The organism is Rhodococcus rhodochrous (assembly GCF_900187265.1).
GTDB lineage: Bacteria > Actinomycetota > Actinomycetes > Mycobacteriales > Mycobacteriaceae > Rhodococcus > Rhodococcus rhodochrous.
Map to the genome: position 1 here is coordinate 375473 of NZ_LT906450.1, position 18338 is coordinate 393810.

Consider the following 18338-nt stretch of genomic DNA (forward strand, 5'->3'; position numbering starts at 1 on the left):
CGGTGAAAGGTCCCTCCGCATGCCTACGCAGACCCAGTACGGGTTGATGAGCCATGAGGAACTCGTTGCAGAGCACGAGCGCCAGTCCGCCAACTACGACCGGTTGAAGTCGGAGAAGCTGACGCTGGACCTGACCCGCGGCAAGCCCTCGCCCGAGCAGCTCGATCTCTCCGCGGAGTTGCTGTCGCTGCCGGGTGCCGACGACTTCCGCGACGGCAACGGCACCGACACCCGCAACTATGGCGGCCTCACCGGCCTGCCCGAGCTGCGCGCGATCTTCGCCGAGCTGCTGAACATCCCGGTCGAGAACCTCGTCGCCGGCAACAACGCGAGCCTCGAGATCATGCACGATCTCGTCGTCTGGTCGCTGTTGCACGGCACCGTCGACTCGCCGCGCCCGTGGTCGCAGGAGTCGGTCGTCAAGTTCCTGTGCCCGGCGCCCGGCTACGACCGGCACTTCGCGATCACCGAGTCGCTCGGCGTCGAGATGATCCCCGTGCCGCTGCGCGAGGACGGCCCCGACGTGCGGTTCATCGCCGATCTCGTCGCGAACGACCCGCAGATCAAGGGCATGTGGGCCGTGCCGACCTACTCGAACCCCACCGGTGCGGTGTACTCCGAGGAGGTCGCCCGCGAGCTGGTGTCGATGCCGACGGCCGCTCCCGACTTCCGCATCTTCTGGGACAACGCCTACGCGGTGCACCCGCTCACCGAGCACCTCGCGCCTGCGATCGACATCCTCGGTCTGGCCGCGCAGGCCGGTCACCCGAACCGCGTGTTCGCGCTGGCGTCCACCTCGAAGATCACCTTCGCCGGTTCGGGCGTGAGCTTCTTCGGCAGCTCCACCGAGAACCTCACCTGGTACCAGAAGCACCTGGGCATCAAGACCATCGGCCCCGACAAGGTCAACCAGCTGCGTCACCTGCGTTTCTTCCGCGACGCCGAGGGCGTTCGTGCCCACATGGCCAAGCACCGCGAGATCCTCGCGCCGAAGTTCGCGCTCGTGCGCCGCATCCTCGAGGAGCGTCTCGGCACGTCGAAGGTCGCGTCCTGGACCGAGCCCGAGGGCGGCTACTTCATCAGCCTCGATGTCGTCGAGGGCACGGCGGCCCGCGTCATCGCCCTGGCGAAGGAAGCGGGTATCGCGCTGACGGGTGCCGGTTCGGCGTTCCCGTACAAGAAGGACCCCGAGGACAAGAACATCCGCCTCGCACCGAGCTTCCCTTCGCTCGGTGAGCTCGAGAAGGCCATGGACGGTGTCGCAACCTGCGTGCTGCTGGCCGCGGCGGAGAAGGCGCTCGCCGACAAGTAGTGCGCGGGTAGGTACGCAACGCGAGGACGAGGCTCGCAACATCGGCAGTCACTGCCGGCGTTGCGAGCCTCGATTCTTTGTTGCGTACCTCCGTCGACAAGAATCTGCACTCCGGGTGTGAGTTTGTTCCCAACCTGTGGATAAAGTTGTGTACAACACGTGGACGGGCGGTGGACAACTCGGATCGGCCCTGGTCGGGGCCTTATCGGTGCCCGCCGTCACCACGACTTGCTTTCCCCTACCGACCTGACATACTCGCTGGTCAGGGTCGCCGCATACCGTGCGGCGGGTTCGGAAGTGGTGAGTGTGATGGAAAACCGCGCTCTCGTGAATTCCGGAGTCGGCGCATCGGCCGTCGGATCTGTCACGGGGTGTCTCGGTGTGCTGAAGGTGTTCCTCCTGGCGCTCGACATCGAGGCGGCGCCCGAGACGCCACCGCGGGTCCCACCCGTCGAGAAGGTGGAGCCCTTCCTGCCGGCACGCATCGCCGAGCAGCCCGAGACGGACCACGGTGTGCGTCCGCCGTGCCTGCTCGCGTTCCGGCACGTCGTCGACCCGACACGGCCGGAGATCTCGTTCGGTGCGTCGACGGGGTCGCTGCGTGAGGCGCCGGACGCGACCCGACCGTATGTGGGACACCCCGCGACGTGCGTGTCGCTGTGGGACGTCCCCGGCCACGGTCTCGTCCTGGCGTTGGAGTCGCTGTCGGATCACGGGTCGCCGCTCGTCGACTGGCGCAGCGACCCGCTGCAGGACCGCGACGGCGCCGGTCTGCGCCCGGTGCTCGGTGAGTTCCTCGCGCCCTTCGAACTGACCGCCGACGCCTGCCTGAACGATGTCTTCCCCGGGCTGAACAGGCGGTTGTGCGCGCCGACGACCTATCAACCCCTGCACGAACTCGTCGTCCACCGCCACCGGGGAGTCGGCGATCGCGAGGTCGCCGAGGGCATGGTCGTGGAAGTGGTCTCGAGCGGCGGCGAACGCGTCCGCTCGCTCGTCGACGGCCCGCGCATCGGACCGGAGGCCCGCGCCGCGGCACGGTCCTGGGGTGTGTTGTGGAAGTGGGACCGGGTTCCGCTGGTGGACCGGCCCGTGCAGCCGGGGGCCGCCATCGCCGTGCGGGAGGACTCCGGTGCGGTGCTGTTCGACCTCGAGGCCACCGCCCTCGGCAGCGACTATGTCGGGCACGGCACCCGCGAGATGATCTACGGGCTCATCCCGTGGGTGGCGGTGCGGGCACGGGCCTCTGCCGACTACTGGACGACTATGGAGCATCTGCGCCACCCCGATGGTCTCGGCGGCGATCGGCTGGCCACGGTCCTCGACGACATCGCGATCATGCAGTCCCGCCGGATGGAACGGGCCCTGCTGCGCAAGGAATCGATCCACGACGACAGGTTCCACTCGTGGACACAACCCACCCAGCTGCGAGCACTCATGGCCGGCCGGGTCGCCGACGAGATGGCCGAACTCGACGCAGAACTGTCCGAGGCCGTGGACGTCGTCGAGCACGCCCTGCTGCGCAGTGCCGAGTTGCGCGGTGCGAGGCACACCCGCCTGGCCCAGGGCTGGTCGGCGGCGGCCTCGGTCATCGCCGTCGTGGCGTTGTTCGCCGCCCTGGCCGCCGTTCCGGACACCTCGCAACCGACGCTCTTCCCGCACTGGGTGCACGCGCTGACCACGTCGATCGCGCTCACGCTCGGCATCGTGATCGCGGTGGTCGTGTGGCGCCGCCCCTGACGCGCAGGGCATGATCGTCTGCATGTCATCGACGCTGAACCTGGTCGGAGATCCCGACGCCGACGCACTGCTGGCCGAGAACCCGCTGGCGCTTCTCATCGGCATGCTGCTCGACCAGCAGGTGGCGATGGAGATCGCGTTCGCGGGACCGAAGAAGCTCGCAGACCGTCTCGGTGGCCTCGACGTGCACGCCGTCGCCGCGATGAATCCGGACGAGTTCATCGCGGTGTGTGCCCAGCCACCGGCGGTGCACCGGTTCCCGAAGTCGATGGGGGAGCGGATCCAGTCGCTGTGCCAGTACCTGGTGGAGCACTACGACGGTGACACCGCCGCGATCTGGACATCCGGGGAGCCGGACGGCAAGGAAGTGCTGAAGCGGTTGAAGGCGCTGCCCGGCTACGGGGACCAGAAGGCGCGGATCTTCCTGGCGCTGCTGGGCAAGCAGGTCGGGGTGCAGCCGGCCGGGTGGCGGGAGGCCGCCGGGGCCTACGGCGACGAGGGCGCGCGCCGGTCGATCGCGGACGTGGGCGACCGGCAGACGCTGCTCGAGGTGCGCGAATTCAAACAGGCGGCCAAGGCTGCGGCGAAGGCAGCGAAGGCAGCGAAGACGCAGTAGCAGCCACGGATCAGCCGGGCGGCGCGAAGAACTCGAGCGCGATGTCGTCCGGATCGCGGAACGACAGCCCCGATCCGTAGCTCGCGGTCTTGATGCCGCCGTGAGTGATGCCGAGGTCGTCGAGCCGATCGCGCCACCGGGGCAGTTCCTGGGCGGTACACGCGAACGCGAGGTGATCGAGACCCACCCGGCGTTCGTCGAAGCCGGTGTCCGGCGTGGCACCGGTGTGGGTGTGCAGGCCGAACATCGTGCCGCCGCCGAGTGCGAAGACGGCGTGGTGGAACGTGCCGGACTCCTCGTCCTCGTCGAGCACCGGCGGTGCGCCGAACAGTCGCGTGTACCACTCGATGCTGGCCGGCAGGTTCGAGACGGTGACGGCGACATGGGTGAGTGCGGGAAACGGTGCCATGCGGGCACCTCCTCTGGAGTGGGCCTGGAGACCAGGCTAGGCGGTCTCCCCGGCCGCGTCGGTGTCCCGCGTGCCACGGCACGGTCCTGCGGCACGCTGTCGGGCGTCGCCGGTACTCTTTCGCCGTGGCCCTGTACCGGAAGTATCGACCAGCTTCGTTCGCGGAGGTGGTGGGTCAGGAGCACGTCACCGAGCCCCTGAGCACCGCCCTCGATGCCGGACGCATCAACCACGCGTACCTGTTCTCGGGGCCGCGTGGTTGTGGCAAGACGTCGTCCGCCCGCATCCTGGCGCGCTCACTCAACTGTGCGCAGGGGCCCACGTCCCGCCCGTGTGGGGAGTGCGCGTCGTGCATCGCCCTCGGCCCGGGCGGCCCCGGCAATCTCGATGTCATCGAACTCGACGCCGCCAGCCACGGTGGTGTCGAGGACACCCGTGAACTGCGCGATCGGGCGTTCTACGCCCCGGCCGAGTCGCGGTACCGGGTGTTCATCGTCGACGAGGCGCACATGGTCACCACGGCCGGATTCAATGCGCTGCTGAAGATCGTCGAGGAGCCGCCGGAGCACCTGATCTTCATCTTCGCCACCACCGAACCGGAGAAGGTACTGCCGACCATTCGGTCGCGTACGCACCATTACCCGTTCCGGCTGCTGGCGCCGTCCACCATGCGGGGGCTGCTCGAGAAGATCTGCTCGCAGGAGAACGTGCCGGTCGAGGACGCCGTCTACCCGCTGGTCATCCGTGCCGGTGGCGGCTCGCCGCGTGACTCGCTGAGCGTGCTCGACCAGTTGCTCGCCGGTGCCGGCGATGAGGGCGTCACGTACGCGCGTGCACTCGCGCTGCTCGGCGTCACCGACGTCGCCCTCATCGACGAAGCCGTCGACGCACTCGCTGCGAACGACGGGGCCGCACTGTTCGGCACCGTCGAGAAGGTGATGGATGCAGGGCACGATCCGCGCCGGTTCGCCGTCGACCTGCTCGAGCGGTTGCGTGACCTGATCCTGATGCGGGCCGTCCCCGACGCTGCCGAACGCGGTCTGGTCGACGCCCCCGGCGACGTCCTGGAACGGATGCGAGAGGAGGCCGAGCGGATCGGCCCCGCGACTCTTGCCCGCTACGCGGAACTGGTGCATGCCGGTCTCGGTGAGATGCGCGGCGCGACAGCACCGCGGCTGCTGCTCGAGGTGATGTGCGCCCGGATGTTGCTCCCTTCCGCATCGGACGCCGAATCGGCTGTGCTGCAACGCCTCGAGCGAATCGAGCAGGGCGTCGTACCGCTCGCATCGTCGGCCCCTGCCGCTGCTCCGACCGCCGCGACGCGGCCCGCGGTGGCCGAGTCTCCGTCGTCCGGGCCGGTCTACCAACGTCCTTCCCAGCGCCAGGCCACCGAGGCGGCGCCGGAACCCGAGGCAGCGCCGGAGCCTGCGAGAGCGGTACCGAGCCCGGAACCGGTCGCGCAGGCACCTGTCCGGCAGCCGTCGCCCGAGCCTGCGGAACCGGCGCCGGTCACAGTCGCCCCTGCGGCACCGTCGGGGTCCGTGCCGCAACCGGTCGTGCGTACCCCGCAGCCGGAAGCCGCGGCGCAGCCCGCGCCCGTCCGTTCACCCGAACCGGTGCGAGAGGTTGCGTCGGGCGCCGGCCCGGCCCAGCCCGGTCCGGCACAGCCGGAGTCGGGTGCCCGACCCGACGCGGCCGCCCTGCGGGCGGTGTGGTCCGAGGTCCGAACCAAGGTTCGGGAGCGGAGTCGCACCGTCGAGGTGATGCTCTCCGGCGCGACGGTGCGATCTGTCGACGGTGCCCGCGTCGTGCTCGGGCACGACTCGGCGCCTCTCGCGAAGCGCCTGGTCGAACCCCGCAACAGTGACGTCATCCGTGCCGCCTTGCACGACGTGTTCGGTGGGGACTGGGAGGTCACGTGCGAGCACGGCGCCGCCGCCCCGGCTGCTGCTGCAGCCGCCGTGTCCACGCCGACGCAGGCCAAAGCGCCTGCGGCTCCGCGTTTCTCCCGTCCCAGCCAGGGACGTGCCGCCGTCGCACCGCTGGCGCGGCCGACTTCGCGATCGGCCGCGCCGGACGTGGACGACATTCCGCCGCCCGAAGCTCCCGACTACCCGGACGACCCGGGTCCGCCGCCCGTCGACTACGACTACGACGCTCCGCCGCCTCCGACCACCCCGGAGGACGAAGAGGAGATGATGGCGGAGGCTGCGGTGCCGGTCGAGCAGTCGAGCCGGCGCGATCCGGACGAGGTGGCCGGCGAGATGCTGGTCGAGGTGCTCGGCGCCCGCAAGCTGGACAGCTGACGTCGGTTCGCCGACTCCTCGATAATCTGTCGAGCCAATTCGTCGATACGTCATCTCTTCATGCGATAACCAGTGGAGGGTGTGTGCTGCGCGCACGCCCTATTAAGAACACGTGAAATCAGCCTGACGCCGCCTCCTTTGTGTTGACACGGCTTTCCGCTGCCACCAGGCTATCTCGCATAGCGAACTACCGACTCGAATTGAGAGATATTTGGGTCGGCTCGCGCAGGTTGTCGGACGACATCAGGAGTTGCGTTGGCCTACGTAATCACGAATGCGTGCATCGACGAGACGGACAAGTCGTGCATCGAGGAATGCCCGGTCGACTGCATCTACGAGGGCGATCGGATGATGTACATCCAGCCCGACGAGTGCGTCGAGTGCGGGAGGTGCGAGCCGGTGTGCCCGGTGATCTCGATCTTCCACGAGGAGGACGTGCCGGAGGAGCGTCGCGCGTTCGTCGAGATAAATCGGGAGTTCTTCGCCGAGATCGGCTCCCCGGGCGGCGCCCGCAAGGTCGGTCCACGGGGCTCCGACCACCCGGTCGTCGCGGCGTGGGACAAGGCGGCCGAACGATGAGTGCCCCGGTGGTGCAGGTGGACCTGCTGGTCATCGGCGCCGGCCCGTCCGGGCTGTACGCCACGTACTACGCCGGCTTCCGTGGGATGCGGGTCGCGCTTCTCGACTCGCTCCCGCAGGTCGGTGGGCAGGTTGCCGCGCTGTACCCGGAGAAGGAGATCTTCGACATCGCGGGGTTCCCGGCGGTACGGGGACAGGAACTGGTGGACGCGTTGACCGCCCAGGCGCAGCAGTCCGATCCGGTCCTCGTGCTCGGTGAGACCGCCACCGAGATCGAGCACCACGACGACGGGGTCGTGGTCATCACGGACGCCGGGCGGCGGATCGAGACGAAGGCCGTGTTGATCACCGGCGGCGTCGGCAGCTTCATTCCGCGTGAACTACCGGTCGGCGAGGACTACCTGGGGCGCGGACTGCGGTACTTCGTACCGCGACTGGACGAGCTCGCGGGCCACGACGTGGTCATCGTCGGTGGCGGGGACTCCGCTCTGGACTGGGCGCTGGGGCTCGAATCGATCGCGCGGAGCGTCACACTTGTGCACCGGCGGACCGCGTTCCGCGCGCACGAGCGCAGTATCGCGTCGCTGCACGCGTCGAGCGTCCGGGTCCTGACACCGTACGAGGTGATGGGTATCGCCGGCGACGGGCAGATCCGCGAGGTGACGGTCGCGAGCCGGGACCACGGATCGATGACCTTGGCTGCGGACACGGTCGTGGCGGCGCTGGGATTCATCGCCGACCTGGGACCGCTCGACACGTGGGGGCTCGAACAGTCCCGGCGGCGGATCGTCGTCGACCGGCACATGCAGACGTCCCTGCCGAGGGTGTATGCGGCGGGAGACATCACCGAGTATCCCGGCAAGGTCCGGCTGATGAGCGTCGGCTTCGGTGAAGCTGCAGCGGCGGTGAACAACCTTGCACCGCTGATCGATTCGAAGATGTCGACGGTGCCGGGGCACTCCTCGGACCGATGACGGAGACGGTGGCCGGTGAGTTCTCCTCACCGGCCACCGTTACGCGCGTCCGAGTTCTGCGGAGAGGTTCTCGGCAGCACGCCGCAGTTCGTGGATGTGACGTTCGACGACGTCCTCGCCGGGAATGGCGATAGCGACGACAGCGAGTGCCGCTACCACCTGGCCGCCCTGGAAGACGGGTGCAGCCAGAGTTCGGATGCCGTTCACCACAGGGGATTTCACCGAAACTCCGCTCTCGCGGATAGCATCGAGTTCCTCGGCGAACTCGGGATCGGTCTGGATCTCGCGGCGCAGCATGGGTACCTCGGCTTCGGGCAGGAAGGCGCAGAACACGCGCCCCTGTGCCGAGGCGGTGGGGGACAGGCGGGCGCCCACCGACACGGTGATCCGCGCGACCACGTCGGTGTTGTCGTTGGAGGCGACGACCACGGGGCTCTCGCCGTCCCACACGCTGAGGACGACCGTCTCCTTGACCTCCTGCAGCAGACGCTCCATGAACGGTTCGGCGATGCGGATCACCGGCAGCCCTGCCCGCGCGGCCGCGGCCAGGGCCAGGACCTGGGGGCCCAGCGAGTAGACGGTCTCGGCGGTGTCGTAGCGCAGCAGGTTCGCAGCCCGCAAGGCCTTGGTGTAGCGGTGCGCGGTGGCCTTGCTGGTGCCGAGCGCCGCCGTGATCTCGTTGAGGGTCAGGCGCGGCTTGGCCGCCGAGAAGGTGGAGAGGATGACGGCAGCGCGATCGACTGCCTGGATGGCCGGCGCGCTCTTCGTCTCCCCGTTCAATTCGCCTGACGCCTGGCCGTTCTCGGTGGCAGTCATCGATTCTCCGCTCTCTCGTCCTCGCCGTCCGGCGCTGTCGCCGCCGGTGCGGTGCCCGGGTGCCGGGCCCATTCTGCTGCAGTGTCAGCGTATATCCGCGCGAATCGCACCAGGTCGGCCACGTGTACGGCGTCGAGGTCGCCGTCCTCGGGGTCGGGGACGGCGACCGGGCCCGTTCGGACGGTGTCGATCCCGGCCGCACGCAGAACCGACCCGTCTGTCGACCCGGTCCAGCCCTGCACGGGAGGAGGGGCGGTGCCCGAATGCCGCGCCCACGCCCGGCCGGCGAGCTGGACCACCCTCGCGTGCGGGGAGGTGGCACCGGCCGGGTCGGCGGGCCCCACGGTCACCTCGACGCCGCACTTCTGCAGCGGGCCGCCGGCAAGCTCGGAGACGATCGTCCTGCGGAGAGCGGCGGTCAGGTCGTCGACGCGGTCGCCGTGCACAGTCACGAGGTAGACGTGGACGTCCAGGGCGGCGGGGAGGAGATCGGGTTTCTCCGGCGATCCGCACTCGACGGCGCCGATGCCGGCCTCCCGCGCGATCTGCCCCACACGACTGCCGGGGCCACGCACCACATCTCGGCGCCATCGCTCGACGGCAGCGCAGACCGGACCGATGTGGGCGGGCAGGCCGCCCGGTGGTCGCGCGTGGTCGCGGGCCAGGACCACCGATCGCGGCGCGGTGATCCGCACGCGCAGATACAGGGCGCCGGGCTCCTCGTACAGCAGACCGTCCGGCCCGCCCTTGGCGACGACGGCCGCGGTGGGCCGCGGGTGCCGGGCGAGGTGGTGACGGATGCCCGAGGCGCCCCTCGCATCGGGGAGGTTGCGGTGCGTGCCGCCACCGGCGAGCAGCAGCGTCAGCCGGTGCGGCACGTCTTCGGCGCGCAACCGGCGGACCGCTGCGGCGAATCCCACCAGAGCGGCGGCCGCCGGTCCGCGGGCGACGCCCAGACCGAAACCTGCGACCGTGCCGTCCGTTTCCCGGAGCCCGGTCGGCGCGTCCCGGCGGTGCCCCGTCACGAGGCGGTCGCGCCTCCCGAGTCCGGTGAGCGAGGTGTCGAGGTGGGAGTACAGGAGCAGTTCGTTGCCGGTGTCGGAACCGCTGCGGCACAGCAGGTTCGCTCCGGACTCGCCGACCTGCTCGACGGTGGGTTGCAGGTCCGGCCAGCGGTCCGCGATCCAGTCGCGCAGCAGCGACGCCGCCGCGAGTTCGCCGCCGCGGGGTGCGGGCACGGCCGTCGAGGCCCGCAACGCCGCACGGATGTCGTCGGCCGCGACCGGATCGGCGTCCAGATCAGTGCGCCCAGGTGCGGTCATCGGACTCCGCGCGCCAGACGTCGATGTTCCGGGGATCGCGCTTGAGTCGGCGCGGGCGATGGGTCTCGTGCTCGGCGGTGGTGAAGATGCGGTGGCCGTCGCACAGTTCGTAACGCGGACCGTGCTTCTCGTCGAACAGGTAGAACGCGATCGAGGTGGACGCGGAGTGGTTCACGACATCGCCGAGGATCTTCACCTGCTTGTACTGGGCGCGGGCGCGGCGCCGCATGACGCCGTCCAGGCTGCCCATGATGAAGCACAGGTGCTCGAGCGAGAAGCGGTCGGCCCGTCGCACCGCCAGGCTGTGGTGGTAGCGGTCCTCGCAGCGCAGGAACACCGTGAAGTCCTCGACGTAGTCGGAGGCCAGGAACCCGAGGACGTCCATGTAGAAGGCGATCGTCTCCTCGTACCGGTCGGTGACGACGAACGGATGGACCAACGTTTCCGGGCGCAGGTCCGGCCACGGCGCCTCGGCGTACTCGACGAAGTCGACGAACAGTTCCACGAGCGTGCCGTTGGGGTCCTCGACTGCGAAACCCTTCTGGCACAGCCCCTTCATCTGGTCGGTCAGCGGCAGCACCGGGAGGCCGGCGGCTTGCACGCGCTCCTCGATCCCGGCCAGTACCTCCTCGTTCTCCACGCTGTAACCGACTCCGTCGTAGCGGAACCGGTCCAGCGAGGGGTCGTGGACAAGTTCGATGCTGTGATGCTCGGTCCCGACGCGGAGGAAGGCACGCTCCTCGTCGTGCTCCTCGAGTGCGAGGCCGACGTGGTATTCGAGGAACTCGATGGTCGCGGACATGTCCGGAACCGCCAGTCGCACGAATTCCGCGCTCAGGGGGCCATGGGGGCGGGCCGTCTGTGGATCGGACACGAATACACCTTCCGTCGTAACACCCTTCGGTATTCCTGGAACTGTAGGAAGCCACCCCCATGCCGTCAAGCTATGCGAGATGCCATTGCATAATGCAACATCGACGTAACGTGGATGGAACCGTTCGAAACTACCTTCGGGTCCGAGGCGGACTCTCGTCTCAGCTTCCCGGTCCCATTCGAAAGGTTCCAGAATTGACTGTCCTGCAACCGCATACCGGACCGATTTCCGGTCAGCACTATCTTCCGGCGTCGGGCGCGGCGCTGTCCTGGGGCCGGCTCCCCACCCCGGACCGCAAGCCCATGCTCACCGTCCGCTCGGGCGACACGGTCACCGTCGACACCATCTCCCACGAGGGACTGATGGAAGACCAGGGCCGAGATCCGTTGACGTACTTCGGTGAACGCGGGGTCGCGGCGTCCGACGTTCTCGTCGACCTGGTCGATCTCGCAGGCTCCGACGTCGTGCACACCCGCGGCCCCGACGGGCCGCACGTGGTGACCGGCCCGATCCACGTCGAGGGCGCCCGTCCCGGTGACATCCTCAAGATCGAATACCTGGAACTGCTGCCGCGCGTGCTCTACGGTGTGGTGTCGAGCCGGCACGGGCTGGGCTGCCTGGCCGGCGAGCGGCCGGTGAACGACGAGACCGGCGAGGCGGTCCCGATCCTCAGTCAGTTCTGCACGGTGGACCTGGACTCCGGTGAGGCGACCATGGCGTGGGGTTCCGGGGGTCGAATCGACTTCCCCATCGCCCCGTTCATGGGCCTGTCCGGTGTCACCGCGGCCACCGACGAGGCGCTCAACACCATCCCCCCGGGTCGGCACGGCGGCAATCTCGACGTGCGGGATCTCGGGCACGGTGCGGCCATGTACCTGCCGGTGCAGGTCGACGGGGCCGGCTACTACATGGGTGACCCGCACTTCGCCCAGGGCAACGGCGAGGTGTCGCTCACCGCGCTCGAGGCATCGCTGCGCACCACCGTCCGGTTGACGGTTCTCGAACCGGATGCAGCCTTCGCCGCGGTCGGTGGGCTGGACGGCCCCGTGGGGGAGACGGCGACGCACTGGATCGCGATCGGTCTGGATCGAGATCTCGACGAGGCGATGCGCAAGTGTGTGCGCGAGGCGATCCGGGTGCTGGCCGAGGTGGCCGAGGTTCCCCCGTCCGTCGCTTACCTCTACCTCAGTGCTGCAGGTGATTTCGTAGTCAGTCAGGTGGTGGACGACGTCAAGGGCGTGCACTGCCTCATCCGCAAGCGCGACTTCCCGGCCTGGCACTAGGCGGCTGCGCCACCCGTGCGCACTTTTGGTAGCCAGAGCTACCAAAAGTGCGCACGGGCGCGAAGCGCCTAGATTCGGATGCTGACGGCCTTCTCCGACGTGTACTCGCGCATCGCGGTGTACCCGCCGCCGGCGTTGAAGCCGCTGTCCTTGGTCACGTTGAACGGCAGGCCGATCACCCCGACGTTCGAGGCCTCGTTCACCGAGACCTGACCGCTGCGGACCTCCCGGACGACGCGCAGCGCGCGCGAGAGATCCCGGGTCCACACCCCCACCTGGAGGCCGAAACCGGTGTCGTTGACCAGGTTCACGGCCTCCGGGGTGTCGTCGAACCGCTGCACGGTGAGTACCGGGCCGAACACTTCCTCACGGACCACGGCCATCGAGGGGTCGACGCGGTCGATCAGCGTCGGCTGCACGAAGTGCCCGGCGGCGAAACGTTCGCCCTCCGGCCGGGATCCACCGGTGACGATGCGGGCGCCGGCCTCCCGCGCGCCCGCGATGTGGCCCTCGACCTTGGCGCGCTGTGCGGCGTTCGCGACCGGCCCCATGTCGAGATCGTCGTCCCAGTGTCCGATCTTGACGTCGGCGAAGATGGTGGCGAGGCGCTCGGTGACCTCGTCGGCCACGGACCTGTGAACGAGCAGGCGCGATCCCGCGTTGCAGTTCTGGCCGGCGTTCTCGACGATCGACGCCGCGATGGCGGGAAGTGCGCTGTCGAGGTCGGCGTCGGGAAAGACCACGTTGGGAGACTTTCCGCCCAGTTCGAGTTTCACCGGGACGAGTCGTTCCGCGGCGCCGCGCACGATGGCGCGGCCGGTGGCGGTCGACCCGACGAAGCTGACGTGCCGCACCCCCGGGTGGCTCACCAACGGCTGCCCGGCGGCCGGGCCCAGCCCGGTGACCACGTTGAGCACTCCCGGCGGCAGTCCGGACTCCGTGCCGAGTCGGGCCAGTGCGAGGACGACGAGGGGTGCGCATTCGGAAGGCTTGACGACCAGGGTGTTTCCCGCTGCGAGGGCGGGTGCGGCCTCGGCCATCATCAGCAGGGCGGGGACGTTCCAGGCGGTGATGAGGGCGCACACTCCGTGCGGTTCGGCGAGGGTGAATCCGAAGCTCTCCTCGAGCCGGGAGGGCAGGGTGGCGCCGGTGACCTTGTCGGCCATTCCGGCGAAGTAGACGAGCATGTCGTGCGCGATCCAGATGTTCCGGCGGGCGTCGCCGAGCGGCTTGCCGACGTCCCGGGCCTCGGTCGCGGCCAGCTCCTCGCTGTGTTCGGCGATGGCGGCCGCCCAGCGGCGCAGGACGGCGCCGCGCTCGGCCGGCGATGTGCGGGCCCACGGGTCGGCCGCGGCCTCGGCGGCTCGCACCGCGCGGTCGACCTCGTCGGGGCCGGCCGCGGCGATCAGGGCGAAGGTCTCACACGTGGCCGGATCCTCGACCGGCAGGGTTTCGCCGGTGGCGGTGGGGACCCAGTCCCCGTCGATGAGGAGCCGAGATTCAGGAAGCGACAACATGATTGGACGATGGCATAATCCATATCGTCAAGCAAGACGATATCTCGCATTTAACAACGATGTTTCCTGCGGGCCCTTACCACCGAAAGGAGACCGTTCGGTGTCTCGTGAAGTTGTGGCGGCGGTCGTGACCGAACCGGGCCGGCCACCGGAGTTGCAGAAGGTCCGTATCGACGATCCGCGCGAGGGAGAGGTGCTGATCCGATTGGGCGCCACCGGGATCTGCGCGACCGATCTGCATTTCTCGCACATGATGTCGAAACCCGCGGTGCTCGGGCACGAGGGCGCGGGCTGGGTCGAGGAGTGCGGTCCCGGAGTCACACGGTTCGCTCCCGGCGACGCCGTGATCGCGACCTTCGCACGTTGCGGGACCTGCGCCAACTGCCGCGCAGGCGAGCCCGCGTACTGTACTCGTTTCGACGACCTCAACTTTGGCGGCACGCGTGAGAACGGCTCGTCGGCAGTGGAGTTCGACGGTGATGCCGCGTACGCGCACTTCCTCGGTCAGTCCAGTTTCGCGACCCACATGGTGGTGCGGGAGAGCAGTCTGGTCGACTTGCCGCCCGGTGCCGATCCACGGGCGGTGGCCCCGTACGGGTGTGGGTTGATGACCGGCGCCGGTGCCGTCCTGAACGTCCTGCGGCCGGGGCCCACCGACACGGTGGCGGTCTTCGGGGCGGGCACGGTGGGTCTGGCGGCCGTCATGGCTGCTGCCGCCGCCGGAGCCCGCGCGGTGATCGCCGTCGATCTCAGCCCCGAGCGCCTCGCCCTGGCGTCCGCGGTGGGGGCCACCCACGTCGTCGAGGCGGGCGGCGGTGACGTGGTCTCGGCCATCGACGAGATCGTACCCGGTGGTGTCGATTTCGCTGTGGAGAGCACGGGAGTGGGCAGCGTCCTGACGGCCGCCGTCGAGGCGTTGTCGCGGCGTGGCACCTGCGCGGTGGTGGGTATCGGATCGGAGTCGACGATCTCGCTGGACTGGCGCACGCTGCTCAACGGGCGGACCGTCACCGGTGTGATCTCCGGGAGCAGTCTGCCCGAGGTCGCCGTGCCCGATCTGCTGAACCTGGCAGACGCGGGCCGGTTCCCGGCCGAGAAGCTCGTCCGGAACTACGCGTTCACCGACATCGCCGAGGCCTGGGAGGCCGCCCGCAGCGGCGGGGTGGTCAAGGCCGTGCTGCAGTTCTGACGCGATGCCACACAGCAGGCGGGCCCGGACTCCTGTCGAGTCCGGGCCCGCCTGCTTCGCTCGTCAGAGATCGAGCACGAGTTTCTCGCCCGCACAACGACTCACGCACAGCATCATGGTCTTCGACGAGTCGCGTTCGGCGTCGGTGAGCACGCTGTCGCGGTGCAGCGGAGTTCCCTCGAGGACCCGCACCTCGCACGATCCGCAGTAACCCTCCTCGCAGTCCGAGGACACCGTCGGTACGCACTCCCGGACCACATCGAGGGCGGTTCGGGTCGCCGGCACGGTCAGCGACCGTCCGCTGCGTGCGAGCACCACCTCGAACGGCTGCGGATCGGGACCGAGCGGATCGACCGAGTCCCCGGCGCCGAACCGCTCGACGTGCAGTGGATGTCCGGACGGGGCGAGCACCTGTGCCACGCCGTTCATGAGCGATTCGGGGCCGCAGCAGAATACCGCGGCACCGGGCTGCAGCCCCCGGGCCCAGCCGGTGAGGTCGAGGATGCCGTCCTCCTCGTCCACATGGACGCGGACCCGGCCGAACGAACCCAGCGCCGTCACCTCGTCCAGCAGCGGCATCCCGTCACGAGTCCGGCCGCAGTACACGAAGTCCCACCGGGTGTCACCCGCGGCGATCAGTTCGCGCACCATCGTGACGATCGGGGTGATGCCGATGCCGCCCGCGACGAACGTCCGCCACGGCGCCGGCACGAGCGCGAAGCGATTCCGCGGAGCGGACAGCGACAGGGTGTCCCCGGGCCGGACCTCGTCGTGCAGTTCCGACGAGCCGCCCCGGCCGTCGGGCTGGCGACGAACGGCGATCGTGTAACGGCTTCCGTCGGCCGGCGCACTGCACAACGAGTACTGGCGGACCCGTCCGGAGGGGAGCGTGACCGCGACGTGTGCGCCCGGGAGCCACGGAGGTAGCACTCCGTCCACCGGCGTGAGGTCGAGGGCCACCACGTCGTTCGCCCACATCCGGCGTTCGGCTACGACGACGTCGACACGCTCCGGGGTGGTCCCCGGAGCCGGTGCCGTGCCCGAAAGCCGTGTGCCGGGCATGAAGGTGGCCGGAATGGAATCCCAGCCCGCCTGGCTGCCGCAGGATTCGTACCGTGTCGCGGCCGCGGCATCGACCCGGAAATCCGGGAGCCGGGTCAGTACGGCTGTGATCATCGAGTGGAACATCGCGCGGGCGAGGTGTGCACCCGCGCACCGGTGGGACCCGGTCCCGAAACTTAGGTGTCCGCGCGGGGCGCGGTCGAGAATCACCCGGTCCGGCTCCGGGAAGACCTCGGGATCGAAGTTCCCCGCCACCCACGGGATCAGGACCCGTTCGCCGCGGCTCATCGGACATCCGCCCACCTCGGTGTCGGTGGTGACCGTGCGGGCCATCGACTGGGACGGTGAGAAGACCCGCAGGAACTCCTCCGTCGCCACGTCCAGCAGAGCGGGGTCGGCCCGGAGCCGTTCGCGGTCCTCGGGGTGGGCGGAGAGGTACACGAGTGTGGATCCGGTGAGCGAGGTGGTCGTGTCGACCCCACCGGCGATCAACAGGAACGCCACCGACACCAGTTCGTCGTCGCTGAACGGAGTCCCGTCGGGGCGGGTGGCGGCGACGAGGTGGCTCAGCGCGTCGTCCCGGGCCTCGATCCTCCGCTCGGCGAGAAGGCTGCGGATCCGAGTCTCCATCCAGCCCAGTGCCTTCCCACCGCGGACGGCCCGGTCGCTCCCGGGCGCGGCCGCGAAGATGTCGTGCACCGGACCGGCGAGCCGCTTCCAGTCCTCGCGCGGGAACCCCAACCAGTCCAGCGTCACCGCGGTCGGCAACGGATTCGTCAGCTGGCGGACGAAATCGACGACACCCTCCTCGACGAAGTCGTCGATCACCGCGTGCGTGTGCCGGTCGATCATCGGTCGCAGCCGCTCGACGGCCTCCCGGCTCAGCAGCGGATTCACCAGATCCCGGTAGACGGTCGCCTCCGGCGGATCGAGTTCGATCGGGTACTGGACGAGCCCGGGTCCGCGCGGCACCACGATCGCGGTCCCCAGTTCGGGGGTCTCGCCGCGGGAGGAGGAGAACGTCGTGTCGTCGCGGGCGATGCGGACGATGTCCGAGTAGCGGGTCGTCACCCAGAAGCCCCCGTGCGACTCCGTCCACGCGACCGGACAGGTCTCCCGGACACTCGCATAGACGCCCGGGGCGTCGTCGCGGAACTCCGGGCGGTGATGGTCGAAGTCGATGACGGGTCCACTGCGGGCCATGCCGGATCTCCTTGTCGGTGAGGGTGTTCGGACGCGGGTGCGGGGTTACAGACCCCACGTCTCCTTAGGGATGACGGCGTCGCCGATCGTGAAGGCGCCACCTTCCTGCACCGGTGCGGTGTCCGCGGTGACCGGCTTGCCGAACCCTTCGACGAGCGGGCGGGGCTCGTGACGGCGCAACCACAGGCGCAGCAGGTGCCGCCGCTTCTGCAGGACCGGATAGTCGACGAACTCCCGACGCGAGTGCAGCGCAGCGTAGTTGAGCAGCCACTGGATATCGCCCGGCTGGAACTGCATGTCCAGCGGGAGATCGTCGTCGGCGGTGAGTGTCGGGATCAGGTCGAGCAGTTCGCGCTGCGCCTCGGTGAGCCGGGGCACCTCGTCGTAGTCCTGGGCGCTACGGATCATCGAACCGCCGGCGTAGATGCTGAACACGCCGTCGACGTCGCTGACCATGGGGGAGACGTAGGTGCGCGACGGGGCGTCGTGGTCCTGCTTGTACCAGTCCCAGTACCACGGTTCGAGCATGAGCGGGGCCAGGTCGGGACGCAGTTCGAGGACCCGGTTGTACAGCGCGGCGCCGCTGACGAGACGGCTCTCGCCGCCGCTCGCGGCGCCCCGCAGGCAGATGAGTCCCACGACATCGGAGGAGTCGGAATGGAACTCGAGCTTGTCCCGGACGCGCGAGGGCAGCGCCTCCGGGTCGTCCATCGTCTTGTTCGACGTCGCGACCACGTGGTCGAGGAGGTCGCCGTGCTGGTTCTGCGGCATCGGGACGCCGAGGTGCAGGCCGAGCAGGAAGAAGATCGCCCCGGAGACGGCATCGGAGTACAGCTCGGTGCGCAGGCCGCGGACCAGGACGAACCCGCGGCCACGGTCGAGGTCGTTGCTCCACCGAGCGATGCCGTCGGCACACACCGGAAGCGGATAGTCGTCCTTGGTGACGGTTCGCAGGTCCGGGTTCTCGGTGACGAATCGGCGCCCGGCGGCTTCGAGCTCGGCGATCTCCGCTTCGGTGAGCAGGTACACCCAGTCGGTGCGCCCGCGCAGTTCGGCACCGGTCCAGGCTGCGGGTCCGGTGACCGGCCGCAGGCCAGGTGTCGTGACTGTCATGTCATCTCCTTGTGTTACTGAGG

15 protein-coding genes are annotated in these 18338 nt (G+C 69.2%); 8 read left to right on the plus strand and 7 right to left on the minus strand.

Annotation, left to right across the window (positions count from 1 at the left end; translation table 11 throughout):
• Positions 1 to 19: 19 nt before the first annotated feature.
• The 3 genes from CKW34_RS01745 to CKW34_RS01755 all read left to right on the plus strand — a co-directional run bounded on the left by CKW34_RS01745 (position 20) and on the right by CKW34_RS01755 (position 3668).
• Complete coding sequence (locus CKW34_RS01745; RefSeq protein WP_059383178.1) at positions 20 to 1312, plus strand: aminotransferase class I/II-fold pyridoxal phosphate-dependent enzyme; 1293 nt, start codon at positions 20 to 22, stop codon at positions 1310 to 1312.
• Between the two features lie 381 nt (positions 1313 to 1693).
• Positions 1694 to 3052 carry a hypothetical protein gene (locus CKW34_RS01750; protein ID WP_231921783.1) on the plus strand — a complete coding sequence of 453 codons (1359 nt, stop codon included), beginning with the start codon at positions 1694 to 1696 and terminating at the stop codon, positions 3050 to 3052.
• 22 nt (positions 3053 to 3074) lie between these two features.
• Positions 3075 to 3668 (plus strand): HhH-GPD-type base excision DNA repair protein, encoded by a 594-nt coding sequence (locus CKW34_RS01755; protein ID WP_059383217.1) that lies wholly within the window; start codon positions 3075 to 3077, stop codon positions 3666 to 3668.
• A gap of 10 nt (positions 3669 to 3678) precedes the next feature.
• On the opposite strand, the gene CKW34_RS01760 is transcribed toward CKW34_RS01755, so the two are convergent.
• Positions 3679 to 4077 (minus strand): VOC family protein, encoded by a 399-nt coding sequence (locus CKW34_RS01760; RefSeq protein WP_059383176.1) that lies wholly within the window; start codon positions 4075 to 4077, stop codon positions 3679 to 3681.
• Between the two features lie 125 nt (positions 4078 to 4202).
• On the opposite strand from CKW34_RS01760, the gene CKW34_RS01765 reads away from it, so the two are divergent.
• From CKW34_RS01765 to CKW34_RS01775, 3 genes are all read left to right on the plus strand, one after another.
• Positions 4203 to 6383 carry a DNA polymerase III subunits gamma/tau gene (locus CKW34_RS01765; protein WP_059383175.1) on the plus strand — a complete coding sequence of 727 codons (2181 nt, stop codon included), beginning with the start codon at positions 4203 to 4205 and terminating at the stop codon, positions 6381 to 6383.
• A 255-nt stretch (positions 6384 to 6638) separates the two neighbouring features.
• The gene (gene fdxA / locus CKW34_RS01770; RefSeq protein WP_059383174.1) at positions 6639 to 6962 is read left to right on the plus strand and encodes a ferredoxin; all 324 of its coding nucleotides are present in this window, start codon (positions 6639 to 6641) and stop codon (positions 6960 to 6962) included.
• Positions 6959 to 7936: an NAD(P)/FAD-dependent oxidoreductase gene (locus tag CKW34_RS01775; RefSeq protein ID WP_059383173.1), complete on the plus strand. Its 978-nt coding sequence runs from the start codon at positions 6959 to 6961 to the stop codon at positions 7934 to 7936. The genes fdxA and CKW34_RS01775 overlap by 4 nt, the downstream gene beginning before the upstream one ends.
• A 39-nt stretch (positions 7937 to 7975) precedes the next feature.
• Here the strand turns inward: CKW34_RS01775 and CKW34_RS01780 are convergent, their stop codons facing one another.
• From CKW34_RS01780 to CKW34_RS01790, 3 genes are read right to left on the minus strand one after another with little or no spacing between them, the layout of a single operon-like run.
• A complete protein-coding gene (locus CKW34_RS01780; protein ID WP_059383172.1) occupies positions 7976 to 8752 on the minus strand; it encodes an IclR family transcriptional regulator in 777 nt (258 codons plus the stop codon).
• Positions 8749 to 10074 carry a zinc-binding metallopeptidase family protein gene (locus tag CKW34_RS01785; protein WP_059383171.1) on the minus strand — a complete coding sequence of 442 codons (1326 nt, stop codon included), beginning with the start codon at positions 10072 to 10074 and terminating at the stop codon, positions 8749 to 8751. Before CKW34_RS01785 ends, CKW34_RS01780 begins: the two co-directional genes overlap by 4 nt.
• Positions 10052 to 10948, minus strand: a complete 897-nt coding sequence (locus tag CKW34_RS01790) for a VOC family protein (RefSeq protein WP_059383170.1) — start codon at positions 10946 to 10948, stop codon at positions 10052 to 10054. The genes CKW34_RS01785 and CKW34_RS01790 overlap by 23 nt, the downstream gene beginning before the upstream one ends.
• A 194-nt stretch (positions 10949 to 11142) precedes the next feature.
• On the opposite strand from CKW34_RS01790, the gene CKW34_RS01795 reads away from it, so the two are divergent.
• Entirely contained in the window at positions 11143 to 12231 is a 1089-nt protein-coding gene (locus CKW34_RS01795; protein WP_059383169.1) for an acetamidase/formamidase family protein, read from the plus strand.
• A 68-nt stretch (positions 12232 to 12299) separates the two neighbouring features.
• Here the strand turns inward: CKW34_RS01795 and CKW34_RS01800 are convergent, their stop codons facing one another.
• On the minus strand, positions 12300 to 13748 hold the full coding sequence (locus CKW34_RS01800; protein ID WP_059383168.1) for an aldehyde dehydrogenase family protein: 1449 nt from the start codon (positions 13746 to 13748) through the stop codon (positions 12300 to 12302).
• Positions 13749 to 13848: 100 nt separating this feature from the next.
• Here CKW34_RS01800 and CKW34_RS24220 point away from each other — a divergent pair, with 100 nt between their 5' ends.
• Positions 13849 to 14937 (plus strand): NAD(P)-dependent alcohol dehydrogenase, encoded by a 1089-nt coding sequence (locus CKW34_RS24220; protein WP_064059878.1) that lies wholly within the window; start codon positions 13849 to 13851, stop codon positions 14935 to 14937.
• Positions 14938 to 15000: 63 nt separating this feature from the next.
• Here CKW34_RS24220 and CKW34_RS01815 read toward each other — a convergent pair whose 3' ends face one another.
• Both CKW34_RS01815 and CKW34_RS01820 read right to left on the minus strand, forming a co-directional pair.
• Complete coding sequence (locus CKW34_RS01815) at positions 15001 to 17202, minus strand: cytochrome P450/oxidoreductase (protein ID WP_059383166.1); 2202 nt, start codon at positions 17200 to 17202, stop codon at positions 15001 to 15003.
• 45 nt (positions 17203 to 17247) lie between these two features.
• Positions 17248 to 18315, minus strand: a complete 1068-nt coding sequence (locus CKW34_RS01820) for a TauD/TfdA family dioxygenase (protein WP_059383165.1) — start codon at positions 18313 to 18315, stop codon at positions 17248 to 17250.
• Positions 18316 to 18338 lie beyond the last annotated feature (23 nt).